The organism is Pseudaquabacterium pictum, assembly GCF_005403045.1.
GTDB classification, from domain to species: domain Bacteria; phylum Pseudomonadota; class Gammaproteobacteria; order Burkholderiales; family Burkholderiaceae_C; genus Pseudaquabacterium; species Pseudaquabacterium pictum.
The window spans coordinates 238,619-262,367 of sequence record NZ_BJCL01000007.1 but is presented as its reverse complement, the minus strand read 5'-3'; the positions used below and the strand labels follow the sequence as shown (position 1 = coordinate 262,367).

Here is a 23,749-nt window from a genome sequence, read left to right as displayed (position 1 = left end):
CCAGCACACGGGCCTGTGGCCAGGACGCTAGCTGTTGTCGTCGGCCGCCGGGTTGCGGGCGGTCTGGCGCAGGAACAGGCGCGACACCGTCTGCGCCATCTGCTGGCGGGCCTCGCCATCGCTGGCATGCAGCTCGGCCAGCGTGCCATGCAGCATCTTCTGGGTCAGGCCCTTGCTGAGCGCTTCCAGCACCGATTCGACATCGGCACCCTTGGCCAGCAGCTTGCGGGCGCGGGCCAGCTCGGCGGCGCGCCAGTCGTCGGCCTGGGCGCGCAGGGCCTGGATCAGCGGCACGGTGGCGCGCTGGTCCAGCCAGTGGCTGAAGCTCTGCACGCCGGCGTCGATGATGGCCTCGGCCTGGGCGACGGCGGCCTGGCGCTTCTCACCGGCCGACTGCACCACGGCCGACAGGTCGTCGACGGTGTAGAGGTAGACGTCGGACAGCGAGGCCACCTCGGGCTCGATGTCGCGCGGCACGGCCAGGTCGACCATGAACATCGGCCGGTGGCGGCGGGCCTTCAGCGCGCTGCGCACCGCACCCAGGCCGATGATCGGCAGCGTGCTGGCGGTGCAGGAGACGATGGCGTCGAACTCATGCAGCCGCGCCGGCAGATCGGCCAGGCGGATGGATTCGGCGCCGAAGCGGCCGGCCAGCTTCTCGCCGCGCTCGAGCGTGCGGTTGGCGATGGCCATGCCCTTGGGCGTGCGCGCGGCGAAGTGCGTGGCCACCAGCTCGATCATCTCGCCGGCGCCGACGAACAGGATGCGGATGTCGCGCAGGTCTTCGAACAGCTGCGCCGCCAGCCGCACCGACGCGGCGGCCATGCTGATGCTGTGGGCGCCGATCTCGGTGCTGGTGCGCACATCCTTGGCCACCGAGAAGCTGCGCTGGAACAGCTGGTGCAGCGTGGTGCCCAGGGTGCCGGCGGCATCGGCCTCGCGCACGGCCTGCTTCATCTGGCCGAGGATCTGCGGCTCGCCCAGCACCATCGAATCCAGACCCGATGCCACGCGGAAGGCGTGGCGGGCGGCGTCGCGGTGCTCCAGCACATAGGTGTGGTGGCGCAATTGGTCGCCCGGCACACCGCCTTGCGCCGCCAGCCAGTCGATGGCGGGGGTGACCAGCTGGGTGACCTGGGCCGGATCGGCGGCCACGTACAGCTCGGTGCGGTTGCAGGTGGACAGCAGGGCGGCCTCGGGCACGGCGCGCATCAGGCGCTCGCGGAAGCCGCGCAGCGCCGGTGAGAGCTGTTCCGGCGAGAACGCAAAACGACCACGCATGTCGACTGGCGCGGTCGTGTGGTTCAGGCCCAGGGTGAACACACTCATGTCGGAATTATAGAATTTGGTGTCGTGCCAGCCGGTGGAATTGGCCGCAAAGCCCCGCGCTACCGTTGACGCCTGTCAATGAGAACAGCGGTTGATCGTCAAGTCAAGTTGACACTTTCCCGAGATTCCAGCCGATGGGCCCGCTCGACGCACTGTGGCACCTGCTGAACCTGCTGTTGCCGGCCGCCGGCCTGGGGGCGATCGCGGCGGGGCTGAGCAAGCTGCTGTGGCGCACCGCGCTGCGCGGCGTGGCCTGGAAGCGGCTGGCTGGCTGGGCCAGCGCCGGCGCCGGGCTGGCCTTGCTGGGTGGCCTGGTGATCACCGGGCGCGACGGCCGCATGGCCACCTACGCGGCGATGGTGCTGGCCAGTGCCGGCGCGCTGTGGTGGGCGGGCTTCGGCCCCGGCCGCCGCTGACGGCGCCGCTCAGGCCGGCAGCGCGGCGGTGACCACCGCACCGCGCAGCGAATGCGGCAGCGCCTGGGTGATGTTCACGTCGATCATCTGGCCGACCAGCCGCTGGCCCAGCGGGCCGCCGTCGAAGTTGACGATGCGGTTGCATTCGGTGCGGCCCATCAGCTCGGCGGCGCCGTCGGGCCCCGGCCGGCGGGCCGGGCCTTCGACCAGGATGCGCTGCACCGTGCCCACGCGGCTGGCGCTGATGCGCTGCACGTTCTGTTCGATCAGCGCCTGCAGTTGCTGCAGGCGCTTCAACTTCAGGTCCTGCGGTGTGTCGTCGGCCAGCGCGGCAGCCGGCGTGCCCGGCCGCGGGCTGAAGACGAAGCTGAAGCTCGCGTCGTAGCCCACGTCCTCGATCAGCTTCAGCGACTTCTGGTGGTCGTCCTCGGTCTCGCCAGGGAAGCCGACGATGAAGTCGGTGGACAGGCTGATGCCGGGCCGCACCGTGCGCAGCTTGCGGATGGTGCTCTTGTATTCGACGGCGGTGTAGCCGCGCTTCATCGCCATCAGGATGCGGTCGCTGCCATGTTGCACCGGCAGGTGCAGGTGGTCCACCAGCTTCGGCAGCTTGCCATAGGCGTCGATCAGCCGCTGGGTGAACTCGTTCGGGTGGCTGGTGGTGTAGCGGATGCGCTCGATGCCTGGGATGTCGTGCACGTACTCCAGCAGCAGGGCGAAGTCGGCGATCTCGCTGGTGCCGCCCATGCGGCCGCGGTAGGCGTTGACGTTCTGGCCCAGCAGGGTCACTTCCTTCACGCCCTGGTCGGCCAGACCGGCCACTTCCACCAGCACGTCGTCGAAGGGGCGGTGCACCTCCTCGCCGCGGGTGTAGGGCACCACGCAGTAGCTGCAGTACTTGCTGCAGCCTTCCATGATCGACACGAAGGCCGAGGCGCCGTCGGTGCGGGCCGGCGGCAGGTGGTCGAACTTCTCGATCTCGGGGAAGCTGATGTCCACCTGCGCCCGGCCCTGGGCCTGGCGCTGGGCCAGCAGCTGCGGCAGGCGGTGCAGAGTCTGCGGGCCGAACACCACGTCCACATAGGGCGCGCGGTCGATGATGGCCGCGCCTTCCTGGCTGGCCACGCAGCCGCCCACGCCGATCAGCACGCCCTTGGCCTTCAAATGCTTGACGCGGCCGAGGTCGGAGAACACCTTCTCCTGCGCCTTCTCGCGCACCGAGCAGGTGTTGAACAGGATCAGGTCGGCCTGCTCGGGGTCGGCGGTGGGCTCGTAGCCGTCGGCCACGCGCATCACGTCGGCCATCTTGTCGGCGTCGTACTCGTTCATCTGGCAGCCGAAGCTGCGGATGTAGACCTTCTTCGTCATCGCGGTGTCCTTGGGTGCCGGGCTTCAGCGGCGGGTCCAGGTCTGCGCGGCGGGGCTGAATTCCCAGCGCTGCGCTTCCTCGGGCGTGGTGGGCCAGGGCTTGCGCGCGGCCTCCTCGGGCGTGAGGATCCACACGTCGTGCACCAGGCCCGAGGGCTCGCGGGTGTAGTGCACCAGCAGTTTCTCGCCGACCAGCGCGCCCGACATCTGCAGCATGTTGTTGGCGCCGCGGATGCGCGCGCCGGGCGACAGCCGGTCGGCCTTGCCGTTGAGCAGCACCTCGGGCGGCTGGGTGACGACGAGCGCGCCGCGCAAGGCGGTGGCGGGGAACGGGCGGGAGGTCTGTGCGGCGGCCGTGCCAGCGATCAGCAACAGCAACGCGGCGGCCAGGACGGCCTGCGGAACACAGCGGAGCATGGTGTGGATCCAGGGGCTGTGGAAACAAACGGCCCGCATGCAGCGGGCCGGGCGTGGGACGCGATTCTACGGGGGCGGCCTCAGGGTGCCTGCCGCTGGTGCCACCACTCCATCACGCGCTGCAGCACGCAGAACAGCCCCAGCAGCACGCCGATGGCGATGCGTGTCCACCAGCTGCTGAGGCTGCCGTCGAAGGCGATCAGCGTCTGGATCGCCCCCAACGTCAGCACGCCCGAGACGCAGCCCGCCACCGTGCCCACGCCGCCCGACAGCAGCGCGCCGCCGATCACCACCGCGGCGATGGCGTCCAGTTCCAGCCCCATGCCGTGCAGGCCGTAGCCTGACAGGGTGTAGGTGCCGAACAGCAGGCCACCCAGCGCCGCGCAGCCGCTGCACAGCGCATACATGCCGATGCGGGTGGCCCGCACCGGCAGGCCCATCATGCGCGCCGAGCGCTCGCTGCCGCCGATGGCGTACACCGTGCGGCCGAACGTGGTGCCATGGGCCAGCCACACCGCGCCGGCCAGCACCGCGGCGGCCACCGCCACGCTGGGTGTCACCTCGCCCAGCGGGCCCAGCGGCAGCCGCGCCTGTGAGAAGGCTTCCAGCTGCGGATGGCGGATGGCGATCGAGTCGATGCTGATCAGGTAGCACAACCCACGCGCCAGGAACATGCCCGCCAGCGTGGCGATGAAGGGCGGCACCTCGAACACCTCCACCAGCACACCCTGCAGCGTGCCGAACACCAGGCCGCCCGCCAGGATGGCGGCCACCGCGGCGGCGGGCGGCCACTGCAGCGTCTCCACCAGCGCGGCCAGCACCATGGTGGCCAGGGCCACCACCGCGCCCACGCTCAGGTCGATGCCGCCGCCGAGGATGACGAACGACAGCCCGAGCGCGACGACGATCAGGAAGGCGTTGTCGATGAACAGGTTCAGGAAGACCTGGCCGCTGAAGAAGCCGTCGTAGGCCAGCGAGCCGGCGCCGAACATCAGCGCGAACAGCGCCACCGCCAGCAGGCTGGGCAGGGTGTGCAGGGTCAGGCGCGGCCCGCGCCCGGCCTGGGCGGTCAAGGCGCGCTCCCCGCGGCCGGCCCCGCCGGCGCCTTGGCCGGCCGCCATGGCAGCCAGGCCGGCGATTGCGCCAGGCACACCACCAGCACGACGACGGCCTTGACCACCAGGTTCACCTCCGGCGGCACGCCCATCGAGTAGATGGCGTAGGTCAGCGTCTGGATGATCAGCGCGCCCAGCACCGTGCCGCGCAGGCTGAAGCGCCCGCCCAGCAGCGAGGTGCCGCCCAGGGTGACGGCGAGGATGGCGTCCAGCTCCAGCAGCAGGCCGGCGTTGTTGCCGTCGGCGCTCTTGACGTTGCTGCTGATCATCAGCCCGGCCAGGCCCGCGGTGAGGCCGCAAAAGGCGTACACCCCCACCAGCAGCGCGCCGGCGCGGATGCCCGCCAGCCGCGCTGCCGCCGGATTGGCGCCGCTGGCCTGCACGAACAGGCCCAGCGCGCTGCGGTGCTTGAGCCCCCCCATCACCGCCGCCAGCGCCAGCGCCAGCCAGAACGCGAACGGCAGCCCCGCCAGGTAGCCGCCACCGATGACGTGGTACGGCGCGTAGTAGATGGTGACGATCTGGCCCTGGGTGATCAGCTGGGCGATGCCGCGGCCGGCCACCATCAGGATCAGCGTGGCGATGATCGGCTGGATGCCGGCCACGCCCACGAGCAGGCCGTTCCACAGGCCGCAGAGCACGGCCACGCCCAGCGCGGCCGCCAGCGCCAGCACCATCGGCGTGTGGGCCACATAGACCTGGCGGCCGTCCTCGATGACCAGCGTGCCGCCGATCAGCGTGGCGGCCACCGCGGCGGCGATGGCCACCACCGCGCCCACCGAGATGTCGATGCCGCGGGTGGCGATCACCATCGTCATGCCCAGGGCCACGGTGATCAGCGGCGCGGCGCGGTTGGCGATGTCGACCAGCGGCCCGACGAGGTGGCCGTCGCGCCAGCCCAGCGCGAAGAAGCCGGGGTGGAAGGCGGCATTGAGCAGCAGCAGGGCGACCAGCGTGATGACAGGCCAGCGCAGCGGGTGGTTCATGCCGCGGCTCCCGAGACGGCGATGGGGGCAGCGCCTGCCGGCGCCTCGGTGATGATGGCCATCACCTCGCCTTCGCTGAGGCCGGCCGCGTGGCGCTCGGCGACGATGCGGCGCTCGCGCAGCACGGCCACCCGGTGGCTGACGCGCAGCACCTCGGGGATCTCCGATGAGATGAAGACCAGCGCCATGCCGCGCCGGCACAGCTGCAGCACCTGGTCCATGATCTCCTGCTTGGCGGCGATGTCGATGCCGCGGGTGGGTTCGTCCAGGATGAGCACGCGCGGCGCGGTGGCCAGCCAGCGGGCCAGCACCGCCTTCTGCTGGTTGCCGCCCGAGAGCTGGCCGATCGGCACCTCGGCATCGGCAGTCTTGATGCCCAGTTCCTGGATCAGCCGTGTGGCCAGCGCCACCTGCTCGGCCCGCGGGATGAAGTGGCGCCAGCCGCGCTGGGCCTGCAGCGCCAGCACGATGTTCTCGCGCACCGACAGCTCGGCCACGATGCCCTCGGTCTTGCGCTCCTCCGGGCAGAAGGCCAGGTGCCGGCGCACCGCGTCGGCCGGGTGGCGCAGCTGGCAGGGCTGGCCGTCGACCAGCAGCTGGCCCTGGTCGCTGCGCTGGGCGCCGAAGAGCAGCCGCGCGGTCTCGGTGCGGCCCGAGCCCAGCAGGCCGGCCAGGCCCAGCACCTCGCCGCGGCGCAGTGTCAGGTCAAAGGGCTGCATCTGCCCGCGCTGGGCCAGGCCCCGGGCGGCCAGCGCGGGCGCGGCATCGTCGCGGGAGGGCAGGGGTGCCTGGCCGGCGCTGTCGTGGCTGAATTCGCGGCCGACCATCAGGCTCACCAGGCGCAGGCGCGGCAATTCGGTGGTGAGGTACTCGCCCACGGTGCGGCCGTTGCGCATCACGGTGATGCGGTCGGCCAGGGCGTAGACCTGGTCGAGGAAGTGGGTGACGAAGAGGATGGCCACGCCCTGCCCGCGCAGCCGGCGCAGCACGGTGAAGAGCTGCGCCGTCTCGGCATCGTCCAGGCTGCTGGTGGGCTCGTCGAGGATCAGCACCTGCGCCTGCTGGCTCACGGCCCGGGCGATGGCCACCATCTGCTGCACGGCCACCGGCAGCTCACCCAGCGGCCGCCGCACATCGGCCTGCACCTGCAGGCCGGCGAGGGTCTCCCGGGCCTGGGCATGGGCCCGCGCCCAGTCGATCCAGCCCCAGCGCCTGGGCAGCCGGCCGGCCAGGATGTTCTCGCTGGCCGACAGGTTGGGGCAGAGGTTGATCTCCTGGTAGACCGTGGCGATGCCCAGGCGCTGCGCGGCCAGCGGCGTGGCCGGCGCGATCGGCCGGCCCTGCAGCAGCGTCTGGCCGGCGTCGGGCGGGTGCACGCCGGTCAGGGCCTTGATCAGCGTGGACTTGCCCGCGCCGTTCTGGCCCATCAGGGCATGCACCTCGCCGGCACGCAGGCGCAGCGCGGCATCCTGCAGCGCCGCCACGCCGGGAAAGCGCTTGTCGATGCCGCGCAGCTCCAGCACCGGTGCGCTGCCGGCGTCGACGTGGACGGTCAGGCTCACGGCCAATGTCAGTACTTGCGGTTGGGGAATTCCTTGGCCGCGATGTCGGCAGTGAAGATGCCTTCCTTGGTGTTGATGCGCTTGGGCAGCGGCTTGCCGGCGACCACGTCCTTGACGATGTCCATCAGCTGCGGGCCGAGCAGCGGGTTGCACTCGACGCTGACATTCATCTTGCCGGCCATCATCGCCTCGAAGGCGCCCTTGACGGCGTCCACCGAGATCACGATCACATCCTTGCCCGGCTTCATGCCGGCTTCCTCGATGGCCTGGATGGCGCCGATGGCCATGTCGTCGTTGTGCGCGTAGAGCACGTTGATCTTCTTGCCCTCGGCCTTCAGGAAGGCTTCCATCACCTCCTTGCCCTTGGCGCGGGTGAAGTCGCCGGTCTGGCTGCGGATGATCTTGTAGCTGCCCTTGCCGGCGATGACCTCCTCGAAGCCCTTCTTGCGCTCGATGGCCGGGGCCGAGCCCACGGTGCCCTGCAGCTCGACGATGTGGACCACGTCACCCTTGACGTTGTCGAGCATCCACCGGGCAGCCTTGCGGCCTTCCTCGGTGAAGTCGCTGCCGATCATCGTGACGTAGAGCGACGGGTCGCTGGTCTCGATGCTGCGGTCGGTCAGCACCACCGGGATCTTGGCGGCCTTGGCCTCCTTGAGCACCGTGTCCCAGCCGGTGGTGACCACCGGCGCGAAGGCGATCACGTCGACCTTCTGCGCGATGTAGCTGCGGATGGCCTTGATCTGGTTCTCCTGCTTCTGCTGGGCGTCGCTGAACTTCAGGTTGATGCCGGCCTTGGCGGCGGCGTCCTTGATGCTGGCGGTGTTGGCGGTGCGCCATTCGCTCTCGGCACCCACCTGGGCGAAGCCCAGCGTGAGCTTCTTCTGGGCGAAGGCGGGTGTCGTCAGCGACAGGGCCAGGGCAGCGCCGGCCAGGGCAGCCAGCGCGTGGCGGCGGGGAAAGTGGTTCATGGGTCAGTCTCCTGGTTGTGGTCTTGAGGGGGCCGATCGAGCGGCTCTGCGGGGATCGTGCCGGGCCCGGGCACGGGCGGGGGAGTGCCGGTGTCAGCCGTAGGTGGCCGCGTTCCAGCGCAGTTCCTGCTTGAGTTGCGGCACCTGGGTGTGGGCGCCGATGTGGACGAACTCGATGTCGAACATCTCGGCCAGCGTGCGCCACTGGTCGATGGCGATGTGCTGGCTGAAGACGGTGTGGTGGGCGCCGCCGGCATGGATCCAGGCCTCGGTGCCGGTGAAGAGATCGGGCAGCGGCCGGTAGACCGCCCGCGCGGTGGGCAGGCGCGGCAGGTCGTGCGGCGGGGCCAGCACATCCAGCTCGTGCGAGATCAGGCGGAAGCGCGGGCCCAGGTCGATCAGCGTGCTGTGCACCGCGGCACCGGGCCGGGCCGAGAACAGCAGGCGCGCGGGGTCGTCCTTCTTGCCGATGGACAGCGGCTGCACATCCAGCACGGGCCGGGCCTCGGCGGCGATGCTGGGGCACACCTCCAGCATGTGGGCGCCGATCACCAGCTCCTGGCCGGGCGTGAGGTCGTAGGTGTAGTCCTCCATGAAGCTGGCGCCGCCGGGGCGGCCTGCGCCCATCACCTTGGCCGCGCGCAGCAGTGCGGCGGTCTTCCAGTCGCCCTCGGCGCCGAAGCCGTAGCCCTGCTGCATCAACCGCTGCACCGCCAGGCCGGGCAGCTGCGCCAGGCCATGCAGGTTCTCGAAGGTGGTGGTGAAGGCGCCGAAGCCGCCTGCATCGAGGAAGCCCTTCAGGCCCAGCTCGATGCGTGCGGCATCGTGCAGCTGGGCGCGCCTGGCGCCGCCGGCGCGCACGGCCTCGGTGAGGGTGTAGGTGCCTTCGTACTCGTCGAGCAGCGCGTTCACCGCGGTGTCGGCCACGCCGTCGACCGCGGCCGCCAGCTCGCCCAGGCTCCAGCCGTTGACGGCGTAGCCGAAGCGCATCTGCGCCTCGACCTTGTCGCCCTCGGTCACCGCCACCTCGCGCATGTTGTCGCCGAAGCGGGCCACCTTGAGCTGGCGGCTGTCGTGCACCGCGGCGGCCACGCGGGCCCAGGCATCCAGGCGCTGCTGCACCCGGGCGTCCTGCCAGTGGCCGGCCACCACGGCATGGGCGCGGCGCAGGCGGGCGGCGATGTGGCCGTACTCGCGCCCGCCGTGGGCCGTCTGGTTCAGGTTCATGAAGTTCATGTCCATCGTGGCCCAGGGCACCTCGACATTGAACTGGGTGTGCAGCTGCATGAACGGCTTCTGCAGCGCCGCCAGGCCGGCGATCCACATGCGCGCCGGCGAGAAGGTGTGCATCCAGGTCAGCAGGCCGGCACAGCGCGGGTCGTTGTTGGCCTCGCGGCACAGCGCCAGGATGCCGTCGCTGTCGGTCACCGTGGGCTTGAGCACCACGCGGGCGGGCAGGGTGCCGGCGGCGTTCAGGCCGGCGGCGATCTGCTCGGCATGGGCGGCCACCTGCTGCAGTGTCTTGGGGCCGTACAGGTGCTGGCTGCCGACGACGAGCCAGAGGTCGATGTGGGGATAGATCATGGGGGTGTCCGTGGGGTCGGGTCGGTCAAGGCGGGCCGTCAGTGCTGGCCGTCACCGCTGGCCGTAGTAGGCGTGGCGGCCGTGCTTGCGCAGGTGGTGCTTGTCGAGCAGGTGGTCGGCGATGGGGCCGCGCTGCGGCGCCAGCAGCCGGGTGTAGAGCGCCATGCGGGCCACTTCCTCCAGCACCACGGCGTTGTGCACCGCGTTGTCGGCGCTGCGGCCCCAGGCGAAGGGCGCGTGCTCGGCCACCAGCACGCCGGGGCAGGCCAGCGGATCGGTGTCGCCCACCGTCTGCACGATCACGCGGCCGGTTTCCAGCTCGTAGTCGCCTTCCACTTCGGCACGGGTCAGCGAGCGGGCGCAGGGGATGGCGCCGTGGAAGTGGTCGGCATGGGTGGTGCCCAGCGCGGGAATCGCCAGCCCGGCCTGGGCCCAGGCCGTGGCATGGGTGGAATGGGTGTGCACGATGCCGCCCAGCTGCGGCCAGGCGCGGTAGAGGTGCAGGTGGGTGGGCGTGTCCGACGACGGCCGCAGGCTGCCGTGCACCTGCGCGCCGGCCAGCGTGAGCACCACGATGTCGTCCACCGTCAGGCGGTCGTAGGCCACGCCGCTGGGCTTGATGGCGACCAAGCCGCGCGCGGCGTCGAAGGCGCTGACATTGCCCCAGGTGAAGGTGACCAGGCCGTGGCGCGGCAGCGCCAGGTTGGCCTGCAGCACCTGCTCGCGCAGGGCCAGGGTGTCGGAGGTGCTGCTCATGCCAGGCTCCAGGCGGGGGCTGCGTACAGCGGCTCGGTGCGCTCGGCCCAGGCCTGGTACCGGCGGTACTGCGCGTCCAGCAGCGCCGCGCGGGCCGGGTCGGGCCGGTGGGTGCGTTCCACTGGGCTGGCCATCGCCGCCTGGGCGCTGGCCACGTCGGCATGGGCGCCGGCAGCCACCGCGCCGAACAGCGCCGCACCCAGCGCGCAGCACTGGTCGGAGGCCACCACGTCGACCTCGCGGTCGAGCACGTCGGCCAGCAGCTGCATGATGGCCGGCGACTTGCGTGCGATGCCGCCCAGCGTCAGCACCCGCTGCACCGGCACGCCCTGCGTGGTGAAGCACTCGGTGATGGCGCGGGCGCCGAAGGCGGTGGCCGCGGCCAGGCCGCCGAACAGCGCGGGCATGTCGGTGCCCAGCGTCAGGTGGCCGATCACGCCCTGCAGCCGCTGGTTGGCGCCGGGCGTGCGGCGGCCGTTGATCCAGTCCAGCACCAGGGGCCAGTCCTGTGGCTGGGTGTGGGCGGCCCACTCGGCGGTGAGGGCGGGCAGGATCTCGTCGCGCAGCCCGCCCAGCGCCGCGGCCGAGCCGGGCAGGCGCGCGGCGGCGAAGTCCAGCGTCCAGGCCAGGCCATCGGCCAGCCAGGCATAGAGGTCACCGAAAGCCGACTGCCCGGCCTCCAGGCCCACCCAGCCCGGCAGCACCGAGCCATCCACCTGGCCGCAGATGCCGGCGATGGTGCGGCCGCCCAGCTGCGCGGCATCGGCCACCAGGATGTCGCAGGTGGAGGTCCCGATCACCTTGACCAGGGTGGAGGGCTGGGCGCCCGCGCCCACCGCGCCCATGTGGCAATCGAAGGCACCGCCGCTGACCACGGTGGCGGCCGGCAGGCCCAGGCGGTTGGCCCAGGCCGCGCTGAGCCGGCCCACCGGCACATCGGCCGTCTGCGTGGCGGTGAACAGCGGCGCCGGCAGGTGGCGGGTGAGCAGCGGGTCCAGCGCGGTCAGGAAGCCGGCATCGGGCAGGCCGCCCCAGGTGTCGGACCACAGGCTCTTGTGGCCGGCGGCGCAGCGGCCGCGCGGCAGCTGGGCCGGCGCCGTGCGGTCGGTCAGCAGGGCGGGCACCCAGTCGCACAGTTCCACCCAGCTGCGGGCGGCGGCACACACCGCCTGGTTGGCGCGGCTGACGTGCAGGATCTTGGCCCAGAACCATTCCGACGAGTACACGCCGCCGGCAAAGCGGGTGTAGTCGGGGAAGCGCCCGCCATGGGCGAGGGTGTTGATCGCCTCGGCCTCGGCGATGGCGGTGTGGTCCTTCCACAGCACGAACATCGCGTCCGGGTCGTCGGCGAACTCCGGCCGCAGGGCCAGCACCCGGCCGGCTTCGTCCACCGGTGCGGGCGTGGAGCCGGTGCTGTCCACGCCCAGGCCCACCACCTGCCGGCAGCCGGCGGCGCCCAGGTCACGGGCCACGGTTTGCACCGCCGCGGTGAGCGACTCGGTGTAGTCCAGCGGGTGGTGGCGAAAGCGCTGGGCGCGGGCATCGCTGTAGTGGCCGGCCTGCCAGCGCGGGTAGGCCGCCACGGCGGTGGCCAGCTCGGCGCCGTCGCGGCAGCGCACCGCCAGGGCACGCACCGAGTCGCTGCCGAAATCCAGGCCGATACTGATGGCGTCGGGGTTTTTCAAGGGGGTCGTCGGTGGATTGGAAACTCGGAGCCGATGCTAGTTTCCGCGGCCGGAATCGACCCGGTGCTGGTTGGCTGTGGATATTGAAAATCCAGCTGATCCGACATGGATGCCACCGCTGACTTGACCGGAAGTCCATGGACGATAGGACTGCTGCAAGCGCTGGCGATTCAGCCTCGCACCCTGCTGAATCCGGTGATGACCGGCCAAAGATATGGATAAAATGGCTTCTTTCGTGCCAATCAGGGTCGACCCTGTGATGGCCAAATCCCGGGACATTTACGCTGCCGCTCGGCGCTGGATTTGGCGCCATGTCGCACCATCCAGCCAACCTTCAGGGGTTTTCGCCTGGCGGGTTGGCGGGGTATTGGATATTCATGTCGATGCCGCCGACATATTCGTGCAACGGGTTTGTCCGGTGGGGCGGCAAGACACATCCGGCATGCCGGAAGGAGACAATCAAATGAAGCTGATCAAGACCTGGTGGGCCCTGGGCCTGGTGGCCATGGCGGTGGTGGCCGGCGTGCCGGCGCAGGCGCAGGACAAGGGCACCATCGGCATCTCGATGCCGACCAAGAGCTCGGCGCGCTGGATCGCCGACGGCGACAACATGGTCAAGGTGCTCAAGGAGCGCGGCTACAAGACCGACCTGCAGTACGCCGACGACGACATCCCCAACCAGCTGGCCCAGGTGGAGAACATGGTCACCAAGGGCGTGAAGGTGCTGGTGATCGCGTCGATCGACGGCACCACGCTGTCCAAGGCGCTGCAGAACGCAGCCGACAAGGGCGTCAAGGTCATCGCCTACGACCGCCTGATCAAGGGCAGCAAGAACGTCGACTACTACGCCACCTTCGACAACTTCCAGGTCGGCGTGCAGCAGGCCACCTCCATCGTCGACAAGCTGGGGTTGAAGGCCGGCAAGGGCCCGTTCAACATCGAGCTGTTCGGCGGCAGCCCCGACGACAACAACGCCTTCTTCTTCTACGACGGCGCGATGAGCGTGCTCAAGCCCCACATCGACAGCGGCAAGCTGGTGGTGCGCAGCAAGCAGATGGGCATGGACAAGGTCGGCACGCTGCGCTGGGACGGCGCGGTGGCCCAGGCGCGCATGGACAACCTGCTCTCGGCCTTCTACGGCAAGGAGAAGGTGCACGCCGTGCTGAGCCCGTACGACGGCCTGTCCATCGGCATCCTGTCCAGCCTGAAGGGCGTGGGCTACTGCACCGCGCAGCAGCCCTGCCCGGTGGTGAGCGGCCAGGATGCCGAGGTGCCCTCGGTCAAGAGCATCCTCAAGGGTGAGCAGTTCTCCACCATCTTCAAGGACACGCGGGAGCTGGCCAAGGTCACGGCCAACATGGTCGACGCCGTGCTGTCGGGCAAGCAGCCCGAGTTGAACGACACCAAGACCTACAACAACGGCGTGAAGGTGGTGCCCAGCTACCTGCTCAAGCCGGTGTCGGTGGACGCCGGCAACTGGAAGAAGGTGTTGGTCGACAGCGGCTACTACAAGGAATCGCAGATCAAGTGAGGAGGCGCATCCGCAGGCCGCGCGCGCCCCGCGCCATGGCCTGGATGTGACCCACGATGCACCAGCCCCTGCTCGAGATGCGCGCCATCCGCCGGACGTTTCCGGGCGTGGTGGCGCTCGACCGCGTCAACCTGCGCGTGGCCACCGGCGAGATCCATGCCCTGGTGGGCGAGAACGGCGCCGGCAAGTCCACGCTGATGAAGGTGCTCTCGGGCGTGCACCCGGCTGGCAGCTACACCGGCGACATCGTCTTCGACGGCGCGGTGCGGCAGTTCGCCGGCATCCGCGACAGCGAGGCCCTGGGCATCATCATCATCCACCAGGAGCTGGCCCTGGTGCCGCAGCTGTCGATCGCCGAGAACCTGTTCCTCGGCCATGAGATCGCCCGCCACGGCGTGGTCGATGCGGGCGCCAGCTTCGCCCGCGCCCGGGAACTGCTGGCCAAGGTGGGGCTGGCGCTGTCGCCGGCCACGCCGGTGGGCCAGCTGGGCGTGGGCCAGCAGCAGCTGGTGGAGATTGCCAAGGCGCTGGCCAAGCAGGTGCGGCTGCTGATCCTCGACGAGCCCACCGCCAGCCTCAACGAGCGCGACAGCCAGGCGCTGCTCACGCTGCTGCTGGAGCTCAAGGCCCGGGGCATCACCTGCATCCTGATCTCGCACAAGCTCAACGAGATCGCCCGCGTGGCCGACACGGTGACAGTGCTGCGCGACGGCAGCACCGTCGAATCGATCGACTGTCGCAGCACCCCGGTTGACGAGGACCGCATCATCCGCGGCATGGTCGGCCGCGCCATGGCCGACCGCTACCCGCCGCGCACCCCCGCCATCGGCGAGACGGTGCTGGCGGTGCGCGGCTGGCGGGTGCACGACCCCGAGCGCCCCGAGCGCGCGGTGATCAAGGGCGTCGACCTCGACCTGCGCCGCGGCGAGATCCTGGGCATCGCCGGCCTGATGGGCGCGGGCCGCACCGAGTTTGCGATGAGCCTGTTCGGCCGGGCCTGGGGTGCGCGCATCTCCGGCCGGGTGCAGCTCAACGGCCGCGATGTGGACCTGCGCACCGTGCCGCAGGCCGTGGCCGCGGGTCTGGCCTATGTCACCGAAGACCGCAAGGGCAGCGGCCTGGTGCTCGACGGCGACCTGCGCTTCAACATCCCACTGGCCCGGCTGGCCGGCGTGGCGCGCTGGGGCGTGATCGACAGGGGGCGCGAACATGGCGTGGCCCAGGGCTTCCGCGAGCGGCTGCGCATCCGCAGCGCCGGCACCACCCAGCGCGTGGTCAACCTCTCGGGCGGCAACCAGCAGAAGGTGGTGCTGGCCAAGTGGCTGTTCACCGACCCGCAGGTGCTGATCCTCGACGAGCCCACCCGCGGCATCGACGTCGGTGCCAAGTACGAGATCTATGCCCTCATCGCCCAGCTGGCCGCCGAGGGCCGCAGCGTCATCGTCATCTCGTCCGAGATGCCGGAGCTGCTGGGCATCACCGACCGCATCCTGGTGATGTGCGAGGGCCGCTTCGTCGCCGAGATGCCCACGGCCGACGCCTCGCAGGAAGCCATCATGAAGGCGATCATGACCGCCAGCCGCCAAGCCGCATGAACACCACCACGATCACCAAGCCCACGCCCGCGGCCGAGGCCGCGCCCGGCGTGCTGGCCCACCTGAAGCACCACCTGCGCGAGTACGGCATGCTGGGCTCGCTGCTGGCGATCATGGCCTTCTTCCAGGTCATGACCGACGGCACGCTGATGCAGCCGCTGAACCTGACCAACCTGGTGCTGCAGAACAGCTACATCGTCATCATGGCGCTGGGCATGCTGCTGGTGATCGTGGCCGGCCACATCGATCTGTCGGTGGGCTCGGTGTGCGGCTTCGTCGGCGCGCTGGCCGCGGTGCTGATGGTGCAGCTGGAGTGGCATCCGCTGCCGGCCACGCTGCTGTGCCTGGTGGTGGGCGGGGTGATCGGCGCGGCCCAGGGATGGTTTGTGGCCTACCTGCACATCCCGTCGTTCATCGTCACGCTGGCGGGCATGCTGGTGTTCAAGGGGCTGGCGCTGGCGCTGCTGCAGGGCCAGTCGCTCGGGCCGTTCCCCGATGGCTTCCAGAAGCTCAGCTCCGGCTTCGTGCCCGAGCTGCTGGCCGATTCCGGCCTGCGCCTGACCTCGCTGCTGCTGGGGGCGCTGGTCACGGTGGCGCTGGCGCTGGCCGCCTGGCGCCAGCGCCTGGCGCAGCAACGGCATGGCCTCGCGGTCGAGCCGGGCCTGCTGTTTGCGGGCCGCACGCTGCTGTTCTCGGCGCTGCTGATGCTGCTGGTCTGGCTGATGTCCACCTACAAGGGCCTGCCCAATGTGCTGGTGGTGATGGGCGCGCTGATCCTCGTGTTCGACTTCGTCACCCAGCGCACGGTGCTGGGCCGGCGCATCTATGCGCTGGGCGGCAACGAGAAGGCGGCGCGGCTGTCGGGCATCCGCACCGAGCGGCTGGCGTTTGCCGCCTTCGTCAACATGGGCATGCTCGCGGCGCTGGCGGGCCTGGTGTTCGCCGCGCGGCTGAACACGGCCACGCCCAAGGCCGGCCTGGGCTTCGAGCTGGACGTGATCGCGGCCTGCTTCATCGGTGGCGCCTCGGCCTCGGGCGGCGTGGGCAAAGTGATGGGCGCGGTGATCGGCGCCTTCATCATGGGCGTGATGAACAACGGCATGTCCATCCTCGGCGTGGGCATCGACTACCAGCAGGTCATCAAGGGCCTGGTGCTGCTGGGCGCGGTGGCCTTCGACGTGCTCAACAACCGCCACGGCAAGGCCTGACCGCAATGGCCCCGCGCCGCCTGCCCCAGGCCTCGGCCCAGCAGCTCAACCCGCTGCTGCCGGGCTACTCGTTCAACCTGTACCTGGTGGCCGGGCTCACGCCGATCGAGCGCGGCGGCACGCTCGACTTCACCATCGACCGCCCCGGCGGCATGAAGGGCTGGATCATCAACCTCACGGTGCAGGGCCAGGGCAGCGTGCGTGATGGCGACCAGACCTCCGAATTCGGCCTGGGCGACGTGCTGCTGTTCCCGGCCGGCACGCCGCACTACTATGGCCGCGCGCCCGACAGCGACAGCTGGTACCACCGCTGGGTGTACTTCCGCCCGCGCGGCTTCTGGGCCGCCTGGCTGCAGTGGCCCACGCGCGCCGGCGGCAAGGTGGGGCGGCTGCACCTGGCCGACCCGGCGCTGCGGCGTGAGTTCGAGCAGCTGTTCATCGACATCGACACCACCCACCGCGGCGGCAAGCGCACCTCGGAAGAGCTGGCGATCAACCTGCTGGAACGGCTGCTGATCCGTTGCCACGAGGAGATGCCGGGCTTCCAGTCACGCCCGCTCGACCCGCGGGTGCTGGCGGCCTGCCAGCACATCGCCAACCACCTGGCGCGCGAGCTCACGCTCGACGAGATCGCCCAGCATGTGTGCCTGTCGCCGTCGCGCCTGGCGCACCTGTTCCGCGACCAGATGGGCGTGAGCCTGGTGCGCTGGCGCGAGGACCAGCGCGTCATCCTGGCCAAGCACATGCTGCAGAGCACCACCGCGCCGGTGTCGGCGATCGCCGGGCGGGTGGGCTACGACGACCAGCTCTACTTCTCCCGCGTGTTCCGCAAGCGGGTGGGGGTCAGCCCGACCGAGTTCCGCCGCAGCAGCGAGGAGGCGCACGATCCCTGGGGCGACTTGCCCGCCGCCGGAGCGCCCGCATGAGCGCCGGGCCGGCAGAGGTGCAGGTCGTGGAGCTGGTCGGCGCGGACGGCCTGCGCCTGCGTTTGCTCGACATCGGCGCCACCTGGTGGTCGCTGCAGGTGCCGGTGCCGGGGGAGCCGCAGCCGCGCGAGGTGCTGCTGGGCGGCGCCACGCCCGACTGGCACCTGCGCAACCACGCCTACCTGGGCGCCACCGTCGGCCGGGTGGCCAACCGCATCGCCGGTGCGGCGATCGACCGTGACGGCCAGCACTGGGCGCTGCAGCCGCAGCCCGGCTCGCCGCACCAGCTGCACGGCGGGCCCGATGGCTACGACCGCCGGCGCTGGCAGCTGTGCGATCGCCGCACCGACAGCGCCAGCTGGACGCTGCACTCGCCCGCCGGCGACCAGGGCTTCCCGGGCGCGCTCGACATCGCGGTGACGGTGACGCTGTGCGGCGGCGGCGTCATCGAACAGCAGTTCCAGGCGCGCTGCAACGCGCCCACGCCGGTGTGCCTCACCAACCACGCCTACTTCAACCTCGACGGCCGGACCGGCGATGTGCGCCGGCACCGCCTGCAGATCGACGCCAGCCATGTGGCGCCGGTGGACGACAGCCTGATTCCGCACGGCGTCCTCGACCCGGTGGACGGCGGTGCCTTCGACTTCCGCACGCTGCGCCGCATCGACGACCGGGCTGCGGGCATCTACGACCATGGCCTGCTGCTCACGCCCCAGACCCGGCCGATGCAGCACCCGGCCGCGGTGCTGGTCTCGGCCGATGCGCGGCTGTGGATGCGGCTGTTCACCACGATGCCGTCGCTGCAGCTCTACACCGGCGGCCACCTCGCGGGCGAGCCCGCCCGCGATGGCGGTGCGCTGGCGGCCCACGCCGGCCTCGCGCTGGAGCCGCAATGGCTGCCCGACAGCGTGCACCACCCGGAGTGGCCGCAGCCGCCAGTCTGGCTGCTGCCCGGCCAGGTCTGGCAGCACACGCTGCGGCTGGCCTTCGACACGCCGCCGGCCTGAGGCGTGCGCACCATGAAGAAAGCCCGCCGGCTTGGGGCCGGCGGGCTTTCAGGTGTTGGTGGCGCTTCAGGGATTCGAACCCCGGACCTGCGGATTATGATTCCGTCGCTCTAACCGACTGAGCTAAAGCGCCATGAGCCCGCCATTATAGCGGCTGATTTCGCGGGCTTCATCGCCGCTTCCAACGCACTTCCATAAATGTTCAGCTTCTTCAAGAAAAAGTCGGCATCCCCGCCCGAGGCCGCACCCGCGCCACCGGCAGCCGCGCCTGCCGACGCGCCACCGGCTGCCGAGGGCGGCGGCTCATGGTGGAAGACCGCGGTCAACAAGCTCACCGGCGCGCCAGCGGCACCGGCCGAGCAGCATGCACCGGTCGCATCCCAGGCACCAGCGCTGGCACCGGCACCAGCGCCAGCGCCTGCAGCCACCCCGGTGCTGCCGGTGGTCGAGGCCGCGCCGCCCGCCCCGCCGCCCGCCCGCCAGAGCTGGCTCGACAAGCTGCGCAACGGCCTGCGCAAGACCAGCAGCGGCATCGCCCAGGTCTTCACCGGCACGCAGATCGACGATGCGCTGTACGAAGAGCTGGAATCGGCCCTGCTGATGGCCGATGCCGGCGTCAAGGCCACCGAGTTCCTGCTGTCCGACCTGAAGCGCCGGGTGAAGGACGCCAAGGCCACCGACCCGGCGCGGGTGAAGGCGCTGCTGGGCGATGCGCTGACCGAACTGCTGCAGCCACTGGAGAAGGCGCTGGTGGTCGGCGAATTCCAGCCCACGGTGATGATGGTGGTCGGCGTCAACGGCGCCGGCAAGACCACCAGCATCGGCAAGCTCACCCGCCACCTGGCCGATGCCGAGCAGACCGTGTTGCTGGCCGCCGCCGACACCTTCCGCGCCGCCGCGCGCGAGCAGCTGGCCGTGTGGGCTGACCGCAACCGGGTCGAGATCATCAGCCAGGAGGGCGCCGACCCGGCGGCGGTGGCATTCGATGCGGTGAGCGCCGGCAAGGCCCGCAAGCGCGACGTGGTGATCGCCGACACCGCCGGCCGCCTGCCCACCCAGCTGCACCTGATGGAGGAGCTGAAGAAGATCAAGCGCGTGATCACCAAGGCCGATGCCGGCGCGCCGCACCAGGTGCTGCTGGTGGTCGATGGCAACACCGGCCAGAACGCGCTGACCCAGGTGAAGGCCTTCGACGATGCGCTGGGCCTCACCGGCCTGATCGTCACCAAGCTCGATGGCACGGCCAAGGGCGGTGTGCTGGCGGCGATCGCCCGCGAGCGGCCGGTGCCGGTCTACTTCATCGGCGTGGGCGAGAAGCTGGAAGACCTGCAGACCTTCAGCGCGCGCGAGTTCGCCCAGGCGCTGCTGAGCTGATCACGGGCTGTCGAAGCGGCAGGCCAGCAGGCTGACCACGCTGCCTGTGGCCGCCACGCCAGCCACCTGCACCCGCGGCTCCAGCAGGTTGCGGTGGTGCTCTGGCGAGCGCTGCCACGCCGCCACCACCCGCGCCGGCTGCAGCGAGCCGGCGGCCAGGTTCTCCACGCACAGCCGTGCGCCGCTGCGGTCGAAGCGCTGCTGGAAGCCGCCGTGGCTGAGCCGGCCCTGCTGCGCCATTGCCTGGCTGTGGGCCAGGGTGATGGCCTGCAGCCGGTCGTCGGCCACCAGCGGCACCAGACCCTGGCTGACGCGGTAGCGGTTCACCTCGGCCAGCACGCCGGTGGCCAGGTCGGGCGCCTCCCCGGCCCGTGCCGGGATGGGTGGCAGCGCCAGGCACAGGGCCAGGGCGGCGCCGGCGCGGCGCGCGAAGGGGTGGATGTGGCTCACCTCAGGTTGTCGGCCGCAGCGCGCGTCCGCTGCAGCCGCGGCCGTGATGTTGTGCCTGCACATCCCGGCCCGGTGGCCGATATGCAGAGGTGCTGTCTTCAACTGTTCCGTCCCGTGCCTGTCCGCAGTGCGGCCTGCGCCTGCGCCGCACCCGCCGGCTGGTCGCCGATCTGGCGCCGCAACTGGACGCCGACCTGCGCCGCTACCGCTGCCGTGCGGCCAGCTGCGGCTGGACCGGCCTGCTGCCGCGTGGCCGCCACCCGGTGCCGGTGGTGCCCGCCGTGCGTGCGCCGGGGCTGCCCCAGCGTGTGCGCCAGGGGCTGTGGCTGCTGGTCGGCGGCGCCGTCGCCTGCGCCGTGCCGGCCGCGGTGGTGGTGCTGATGGCCGTGGGCCACCAGGCCGACCAGGCCGCACTGCGGGACGTGCCGGAGGGCGTCAGCCATGATGGCCGGCCGGTGCCTGCCGCGCTGGCCAGGCCGCTGCCCCGGGCCGCTGCCGAGCCGGCGCCCGACGGCCCGGCGCTGGCGGTGCGCGAGGGCTGCGCCTGGGGCCAGCCCGGCCGCATGCCCTACCGCGGCACCACCGCCCAGGCCCTGCGCGCGGCGAGGCTGCCGCCCGAGGTGGTGCAGGAGGTGGCGCGGCGGCGCGCAGCGCGTGCCATCACCGACCGGGTGGAGATCCGCACCGGTGCGATCCGTGCCGTCGGCGATGGCCGCGAGTTCAATCCGCGGTCATTCGCGATGACCTACGGCCACACCCTGTGCGTGGGCGCCCGGGTCAACTTCGCGTCTGGCCATGTGGAGCGTGGCGACCTGTACGAGGTGCGGGATGCGCGCGGCCAGCTGCACGCGGTGATGGTGCCCGATGTCTGCGGCAATGTGTCGGTGCTGGGCGCGCGCGGCGAGAAGGTCGACAAGCGGGCGCTGACGGCGGCCCAGGCTGCGCGGGGCGGGCCGGTGCCCTGGGTCGGCCTGGCGGCCGATGCGGCGCCGCGGCTGCCCTGGCTGACCGGCGTGCGCCATGCACTGGGCCTGGAGGACGGCGGGCGCCGCGGCGGTGGCAAGCCGGGCACTGCAGTGCGGCAGAGCGTGGACGGTGCGCGTGCGGTGCCCGAGCCGGGCACGCTGGGCGTGGTGGCGCTGGCGCTGGTGGTGCTGGCCCTGCAGCGCCGGCTCTCGCACGGCCTCGCGGCGGTCAGCCGCCGAGCCCCTTCATCCCGCCCATGCGCTTCATCATCTTCATCAGGCCGCCGCCCTTCATCTTCTTCATCATCCCCTGCATCTGCTCGAACTGGTTCAGCAGGCGGTTGACTTCCTGGACATGCACGCCGGCGCCGGCGGCCACGCGGCGCTTGCGGCTGGCCTTCAGCAGTTCGGGCTTGCGGCGCTCCAGCGGCGTCATCGACTGGATGATGCCCTCCATGCGCTTCACATCGCGCTCGGCCTTGTCCATGTCGACGTTGCCGGCCTTGGCCGTCAGCTGGCTGGGCAGCTTGTCCATCAGGCCGGACAGGCCGCCCATCTTCTTCATCTGACCCAGCTGCGACAGGAAGTCGTTCAGGTCGAAGCCGTCGCCGGACTTGAGCTTGTCGGCCAGCTTCTGCGCCGCGCCCAGGTCGACGTTCTGCTGCACCTGCTCGACCAGGGCCACGATGTCGCCCATGCCCAGCACCCGGCCGGCATGGCGCTCGGCGTCGAACACCTCCAGGCCGTCGATCTTCTCGGACACGCCGGCGAACTTGATCGGCGCACCGGTGATCTGGCGCACGCTCAGCGCGGCGCCGCCGCGTGAATCGCCGTCCAGCTTGGTCAGCACGATGCCGGTCAGCGGCAGCGCCTCCTTGAAGGCCTTGGCGGTGTTCACCGCGTCCTGGCCCTGCATCGCATCCACCACGAACAGCGTCTCGATGGGCTTGAGCGTGGCGTGCAGGTCGCGGATCTCGGCCATCAGCGCCTCGTCGATCGCCAGCCGGCCGGCGGTGTCGACCAGCAGCACGTCGAAGTAGTGCCGGCGGGCATGGTCGATGGCGGCCAGGGCGATGTCGTGCGGCTTCTGGTCGGGCGTGGACGGGAACCACTCGGCGCCGGCCTGGCGCGTCACCGTCTTCAGCTGTTCGATGGCCGCGGGGCGGTAGACGTCGGCGCTGACCGTCAGCACCTTCTTCTTGCGCTTCTCGATCAGGTGCTTGGCCAGCTTGGCGGTGGTGGTGGTCTTGCCGGCGCCCTGCAGGCCGGCCATCAGGATGACCGCGGGCGGCTGGGTGGCCAGGTTGATGTCGCTGACACCCTCGCCCATGGTGGCGGCCAGCTCCTTGTGCACCACGCCCACCAGCGCCTGGCCGGGGTTGAGCGAGCCCACCACCTCGGTGCCCAGCGCCTTTTCCTTGACGCGGGCGATGAAGTCGCGCACCACCGGCAGCGCCACGTCGGCCTCCAGCAGGGCCATGCGCACCTCGCGCAGCATGTCGGCGACGTTGCTGTCGGTGATGCGGGCCTGGCCGCGCATCGTCTTGACGAGGCGCGACAGACGGTCTGAAAGGGTGGAGGCCATGGGCATGGCGGGCACGCCATGAGGGGGTGGCCGCGAAAGTACACTGTCCCGGATGATTCTACCGATCGCCCCTGTCCAGACCCTGGGCGTCGCGCCCCTGGTGCTGGCGCTGATGGCGGTGCTGGCCTACGCGGTGGCCGCCTGGCCCGCGCGCAGCCTGTCGCGCCTGCCGGCGCCGGCGCTGGTGGCGGGCTGGCTGCTGCACGCCGTGCTGCTGGGGCTGGACATCGGCGGCTGGGGCCGCGGCGAGCCGGGTGCGCGCCTGGGTTTCGGCCCGGTGCTGTCGCTCACCGTCTGGCTGGTGCTGGCGGTGCACGAGATCGAGAGCCGCTTCATGCCGCTGCCCGGCGTGCGCCGCGTGCTGGCCATCAACGGCGCGGCGGTGGTGCTGGTGGCCTGGGCCTTTCCGGGCGAGGTGCGGGCGGCGCTGAACGTGTGGGCGCCGGTGCACTGGCTGCTGGGCGTGGCCTCGTATGCGCTGTTCGGCGCCGCGGTGCTGCATGCCTGGATGCTGGATTCGGCCGAGCGCCAGCTGCGCCTGCGCAAGGCCGGCGCCAGCGGTGCCTTCGGCCTGTCCCCGGCCGGAGCGCCGGCCGGCCCGATGGGCATGCCGCTGCTGCGGCTGGAGCGCCTGACCTTCCGCTTCGTCGAGGCCGGCTTCGTGGTGCTGACCGGCGCGCTGCTGCTGGGCGTGGCCACCGCACCGCAGTGGCGCTGGGACCACAAGACGGTGTTCTCGCTGCTGGGCTGGACGGTGTTTGCCGCCCTGCTGGCGGGCCGCCAGTGGCGCGGCTGGCGCGGCCGCCATGCCACCCGCTGGCTGTATGCCGGCGCGGTGCTGCTGCTGCTGGCCTATGTCGGCTCGCGCTTCGTGTTCGAGGTGCTGGTCGCCCGGCCGGTGGCGGGATGAGCGGGCGTT

The 23,749-nt window shown here is 71.0% G+C and carries 21 protein-coding genes and 1 tRNA gene; 9 read left to right on the top strand and 13 right to left on the bottom strand.

Going from position 1 to position 23,749, the window contains the following annotated elements:
• Window positions 1-27: 27 nt before the first annotated feature.
• Complete coding sequence (hemA, locus tag FFT10_RS15365) at window positions 28-1,329, bottom strand: glutamyl-tRNA reductase (protein WP_137733724.1); 1,302 nt, start codon at window positions 1,327-1,329, stop codon at window positions 28-30.
• 134 nt (window positions 1,330-1,463) lie between these two features.
• Here hemA and FFT10_RS15360 point away from each other — a divergent pair, with 134 nt between their 5' ends.
• On the top strand, window positions 1,464-1,745 hold the full coding sequence (locus tag FFT10_RS15360) for a hypothetical protein (protein WP_137733723.1): 282 nt from the start codon (window positions 1,464-1,466) through the stop codon (window positions 1,743-1,745).
• 9 nt (window positions 1,746-1,754) lie between these two features.
• On the opposite strand, the gene miaB is transcribed toward FFT10_RS15360, so the two are convergent.
• From miaB to FFT10_RS15315, 9 genes are all read right to left on the bottom strand, one after another.
• Window positions 1,755-3,113, bottom strand: coding sequence for a tRNA (N6-isopentenyl adenosine(37)-C2)-methylthiotransferase MiaB (gene miaB / locus FFT10_RS15355; RefSeq protein WP_137733722.1), 1,359 nt, complete (start codon window positions 3,111-3,113; stop codon window positions 1,755-1,757).
• Window positions 3,114-3,137: 24 nt separating this feature from the next.
• The gene (locus FFT10_RS15350; protein ID WP_137733721.1) at window positions 3,138-3,530 is read right to left on the bottom strand and encodes a hypothetical protein; all 393 of its coding nucleotides are present in this window, start codon (window positions 3,528-3,530) and stop codon (window positions 3,138-3,140) included.
• Between the two features lie 80 nt (window positions 3,531-3,610).
• A complete protein-coding gene (gene yjfF, locus FFT10_RS15345; RefSeq protein WP_137733720.1) occupies window positions 3,611-4,651 on the bottom strand; it encodes a galactofuranose ABC transporter, permease protein YjfF in 1,041 nt (346 codons plus the stop codon).
• A complete protein-coding gene (locus FFT10_RS15340) occupies window positions 4,600-5,631 on the bottom strand; it encodes an ABC transporter permease (RefSeq protein ID WP_137733719.1) in 1,032 nt (343 codons plus the stop codon). The genes yjfF and FFT10_RS15340 overlap by 52 nt, the downstream gene beginning before the upstream one ends.
• Entirely contained in the window at window positions 5,628-7,187 is a 1,560-nt protein-coding gene (locus FFT10_RS15335; protein WP_137733770.1) for a sugar ABC transporter ATP-binding protein, read from the bottom strand. The genes FFT10_RS15340 and FFT10_RS15335 overlap by 4 nt, the downstream gene beginning before the upstream one ends.
• Before the next feature lie 14 nt (window positions 7,188-7,201).
• On the bottom strand, window positions 7,202-8,164 hold the full coding sequence (locus FFT10_RS15330) for an ABC transporter substrate-binding protein (protein ID WP_137733718.1): 963 nt from the start codon (window positions 8,162-8,164) through the stop codon (window positions 7,202-7,204).
• 93 nt (window positions 8,165-8,257) lie between these two features.
• Window positions 8,258-9,748, bottom strand: coding sequence for an L-arabinose isomerase (gene araA, locus FFT10_RS15325; protein WP_137733717.1), 1,491 nt, complete (start codon window positions 9,746-9,748; stop codon window positions 8,258-8,260).
• A gap of 51 nt (window positions 9,749-9,799) precedes the next feature.
• A complete protein-coding gene (locus tag FFT10_RS15320; RefSeq protein ID WP_137733716.1) occupies window positions 9,800-10,504 on the bottom strand; it encodes an L-ribulose-5-phosphate 4-epimerase in 705 nt (234 codons plus the stop codon).
• Window positions 10,501-12,189, bottom strand: a complete 1,689-nt coding sequence (locus tag FFT10_RS15315; protein ID WP_137733715.1) for a ribulokinase — start codon at window positions 12,187-12,189, stop codon at window positions 10,501-10,503. The genes FFT10_RS15320 and FFT10_RS15315 overlap by 4 nt, the downstream gene beginning before the upstream one ends.
• A gap of 505 nt (window positions 12,190-12,694) precedes the next feature.
• On the opposite strand from FFT10_RS15315, the gene chvE reads away from it, so the two are divergent.
• The 5 genes from chvE to FFT10_RS15290 are packed head-to-tail and all read left to right on the top strand — an operon-like array spanning window position 12,695 to window position 18,456.
• Window positions 12,695-13,720 carry a multiple monosaccharide ABC transporter substrate-binding protein gene (gene chvE, locus FFT10_RS15310; protein WP_194150902.1) on the top strand — a complete coding sequence of 342 codons (1,026 nt, stop codon included), beginning with the start codon at window positions 12,695-12,697 and terminating at the stop codon, window positions 13,718-13,720.
• Window positions 13,721-13,776: 56 nt separating this feature from the next.
• Window positions 13,777-15,315, top strand: a complete 1,539-nt coding sequence (gene mmsA / locus FFT10_RS15305; RefSeq protein WP_137733713.1) for a multiple monosaccharide ABC transporter ATP-binding protein — start codon at window positions 13,777-13,779, stop codon at window positions 15,313-15,315.
• Window positions 15,312-16,523 (top strand): multiple monosaccharide ABC transporter permease, encoded by a 1,212-nt coding sequence (mmsB, locus tag FFT10_RS15300; protein WP_137733712.1) that lies wholly within the window; start codon window positions 15,312-15,314, stop codon window positions 16,521-16,523. Before mmsA ends, mmsB begins: the two co-directional genes overlap by 4 nt.
• Window positions 16,524-16,528: 5 nt before the next feature.
• Window positions 16,529-17,449 carry an arabinose operon transcriptional regulator AraC gene (gene araC, locus FFT10_RS15295; protein ID WP_137733711.1) on the top strand — a complete coding sequence of 307 codons (921 nt, stop codon included), beginning with the start codon at window positions 16,529-16,531 and terminating at the stop codon, window positions 17,447-17,449.
• Window positions 17,446-18,456, top strand: coding sequence for a galactose-1-epimerase (locus FFT10_RS15290; RefSeq protein WP_137733710.1), 1,011 nt, complete (start codon window positions 17,446-17,448; stop codon window positions 18,454-18,456). Before araC ends, FFT10_RS15290 begins: the two co-directional genes overlap by 4 nt.
• A gap of 56 nt (window positions 18,457-18,512) precedes the next feature.
• On the opposite strand, the gene FFT10_RS15285 is transcribed toward FFT10_RS15290, so the two are convergent.
• A tRNA-Met gene (locus FFT10_RS15285) sits at window positions 18,513-18,589 on the bottom strand.
• Between the two features lie 65 nt (window positions 18,590-18,654).
• Between FFT10_RS15285 and ftsY the strand changes: the two genes are divergently transcribed.
• Entirely contained in the window at window positions 18,655-19,830 is a 1,176-nt protein-coding gene (gene ftsY, locus FFT10_RS15280) for a signal recognition particle-docking protein FtsY (RefSeq protein ID WP_137733709.1), read from the top strand.
• On the opposite strand, the gene FFT10_RS15275 is transcribed toward ftsY, so the two are convergent.
• Window positions 19,831-20,280 (bottom strand): CAP domain-containing protein, encoded by a 450-nt coding sequence (locus tag FFT10_RS15275; RefSeq protein ID WP_137733708.1) that lies wholly within the window; start codon window positions 20,278-20,280, stop codon window positions 19,831-19,833. It lies immediately after the preceding gene.
• Window positions 20,281-20,369: 89 nt separating this feature from the next.
• On the opposite strand from FFT10_RS15275, the gene FFT10_RS15270 reads away from it, so the two are divergent.
• Window positions 20,370-21,590, top strand: coding sequence for a PEP-CTERM sorting domain-containing protein (locus tag FFT10_RS15270; RefSeq protein ID WP_137733707.1), 1,221 nt, complete (start codon window positions 20,370-20,372; stop codon window positions 21,588-21,590).
• Here FFT10_RS15270 and ffh read toward each other — a convergent pair.
• Window positions 21,475-22,830 carry a signal recognition particle protein gene (ffh, locus tag FFT10_RS15265; protein ID WP_137733706.1) on the bottom strand — a complete coding sequence of 452 codons (1,356 nt, stop codon included), beginning with the start codon at window positions 22,828-22,830 and terminating at the stop codon, window positions 21,475-21,477. The genes FFT10_RS15270 and ffh overlap by 116 nt on opposite strands.
• Window positions 22,831-22,882: 52 nt before the next feature.
• On the opposite strand from ffh, the gene FFT10_RS15260 reads away from it, so the two are divergent.
• On the top strand, window positions 22,883-23,740 hold the full coding sequence (locus FFT10_RS15260; protein ID WP_174246110.1) for a cytochrome C assembly family protein: 858 nt from the start codon (window positions 22,883-22,885) through the stop codon (window positions 23,738-23,740).
• The last annotated feature ends 9 nt before the right edge of the window (window positions 23,741-23,749 follow it).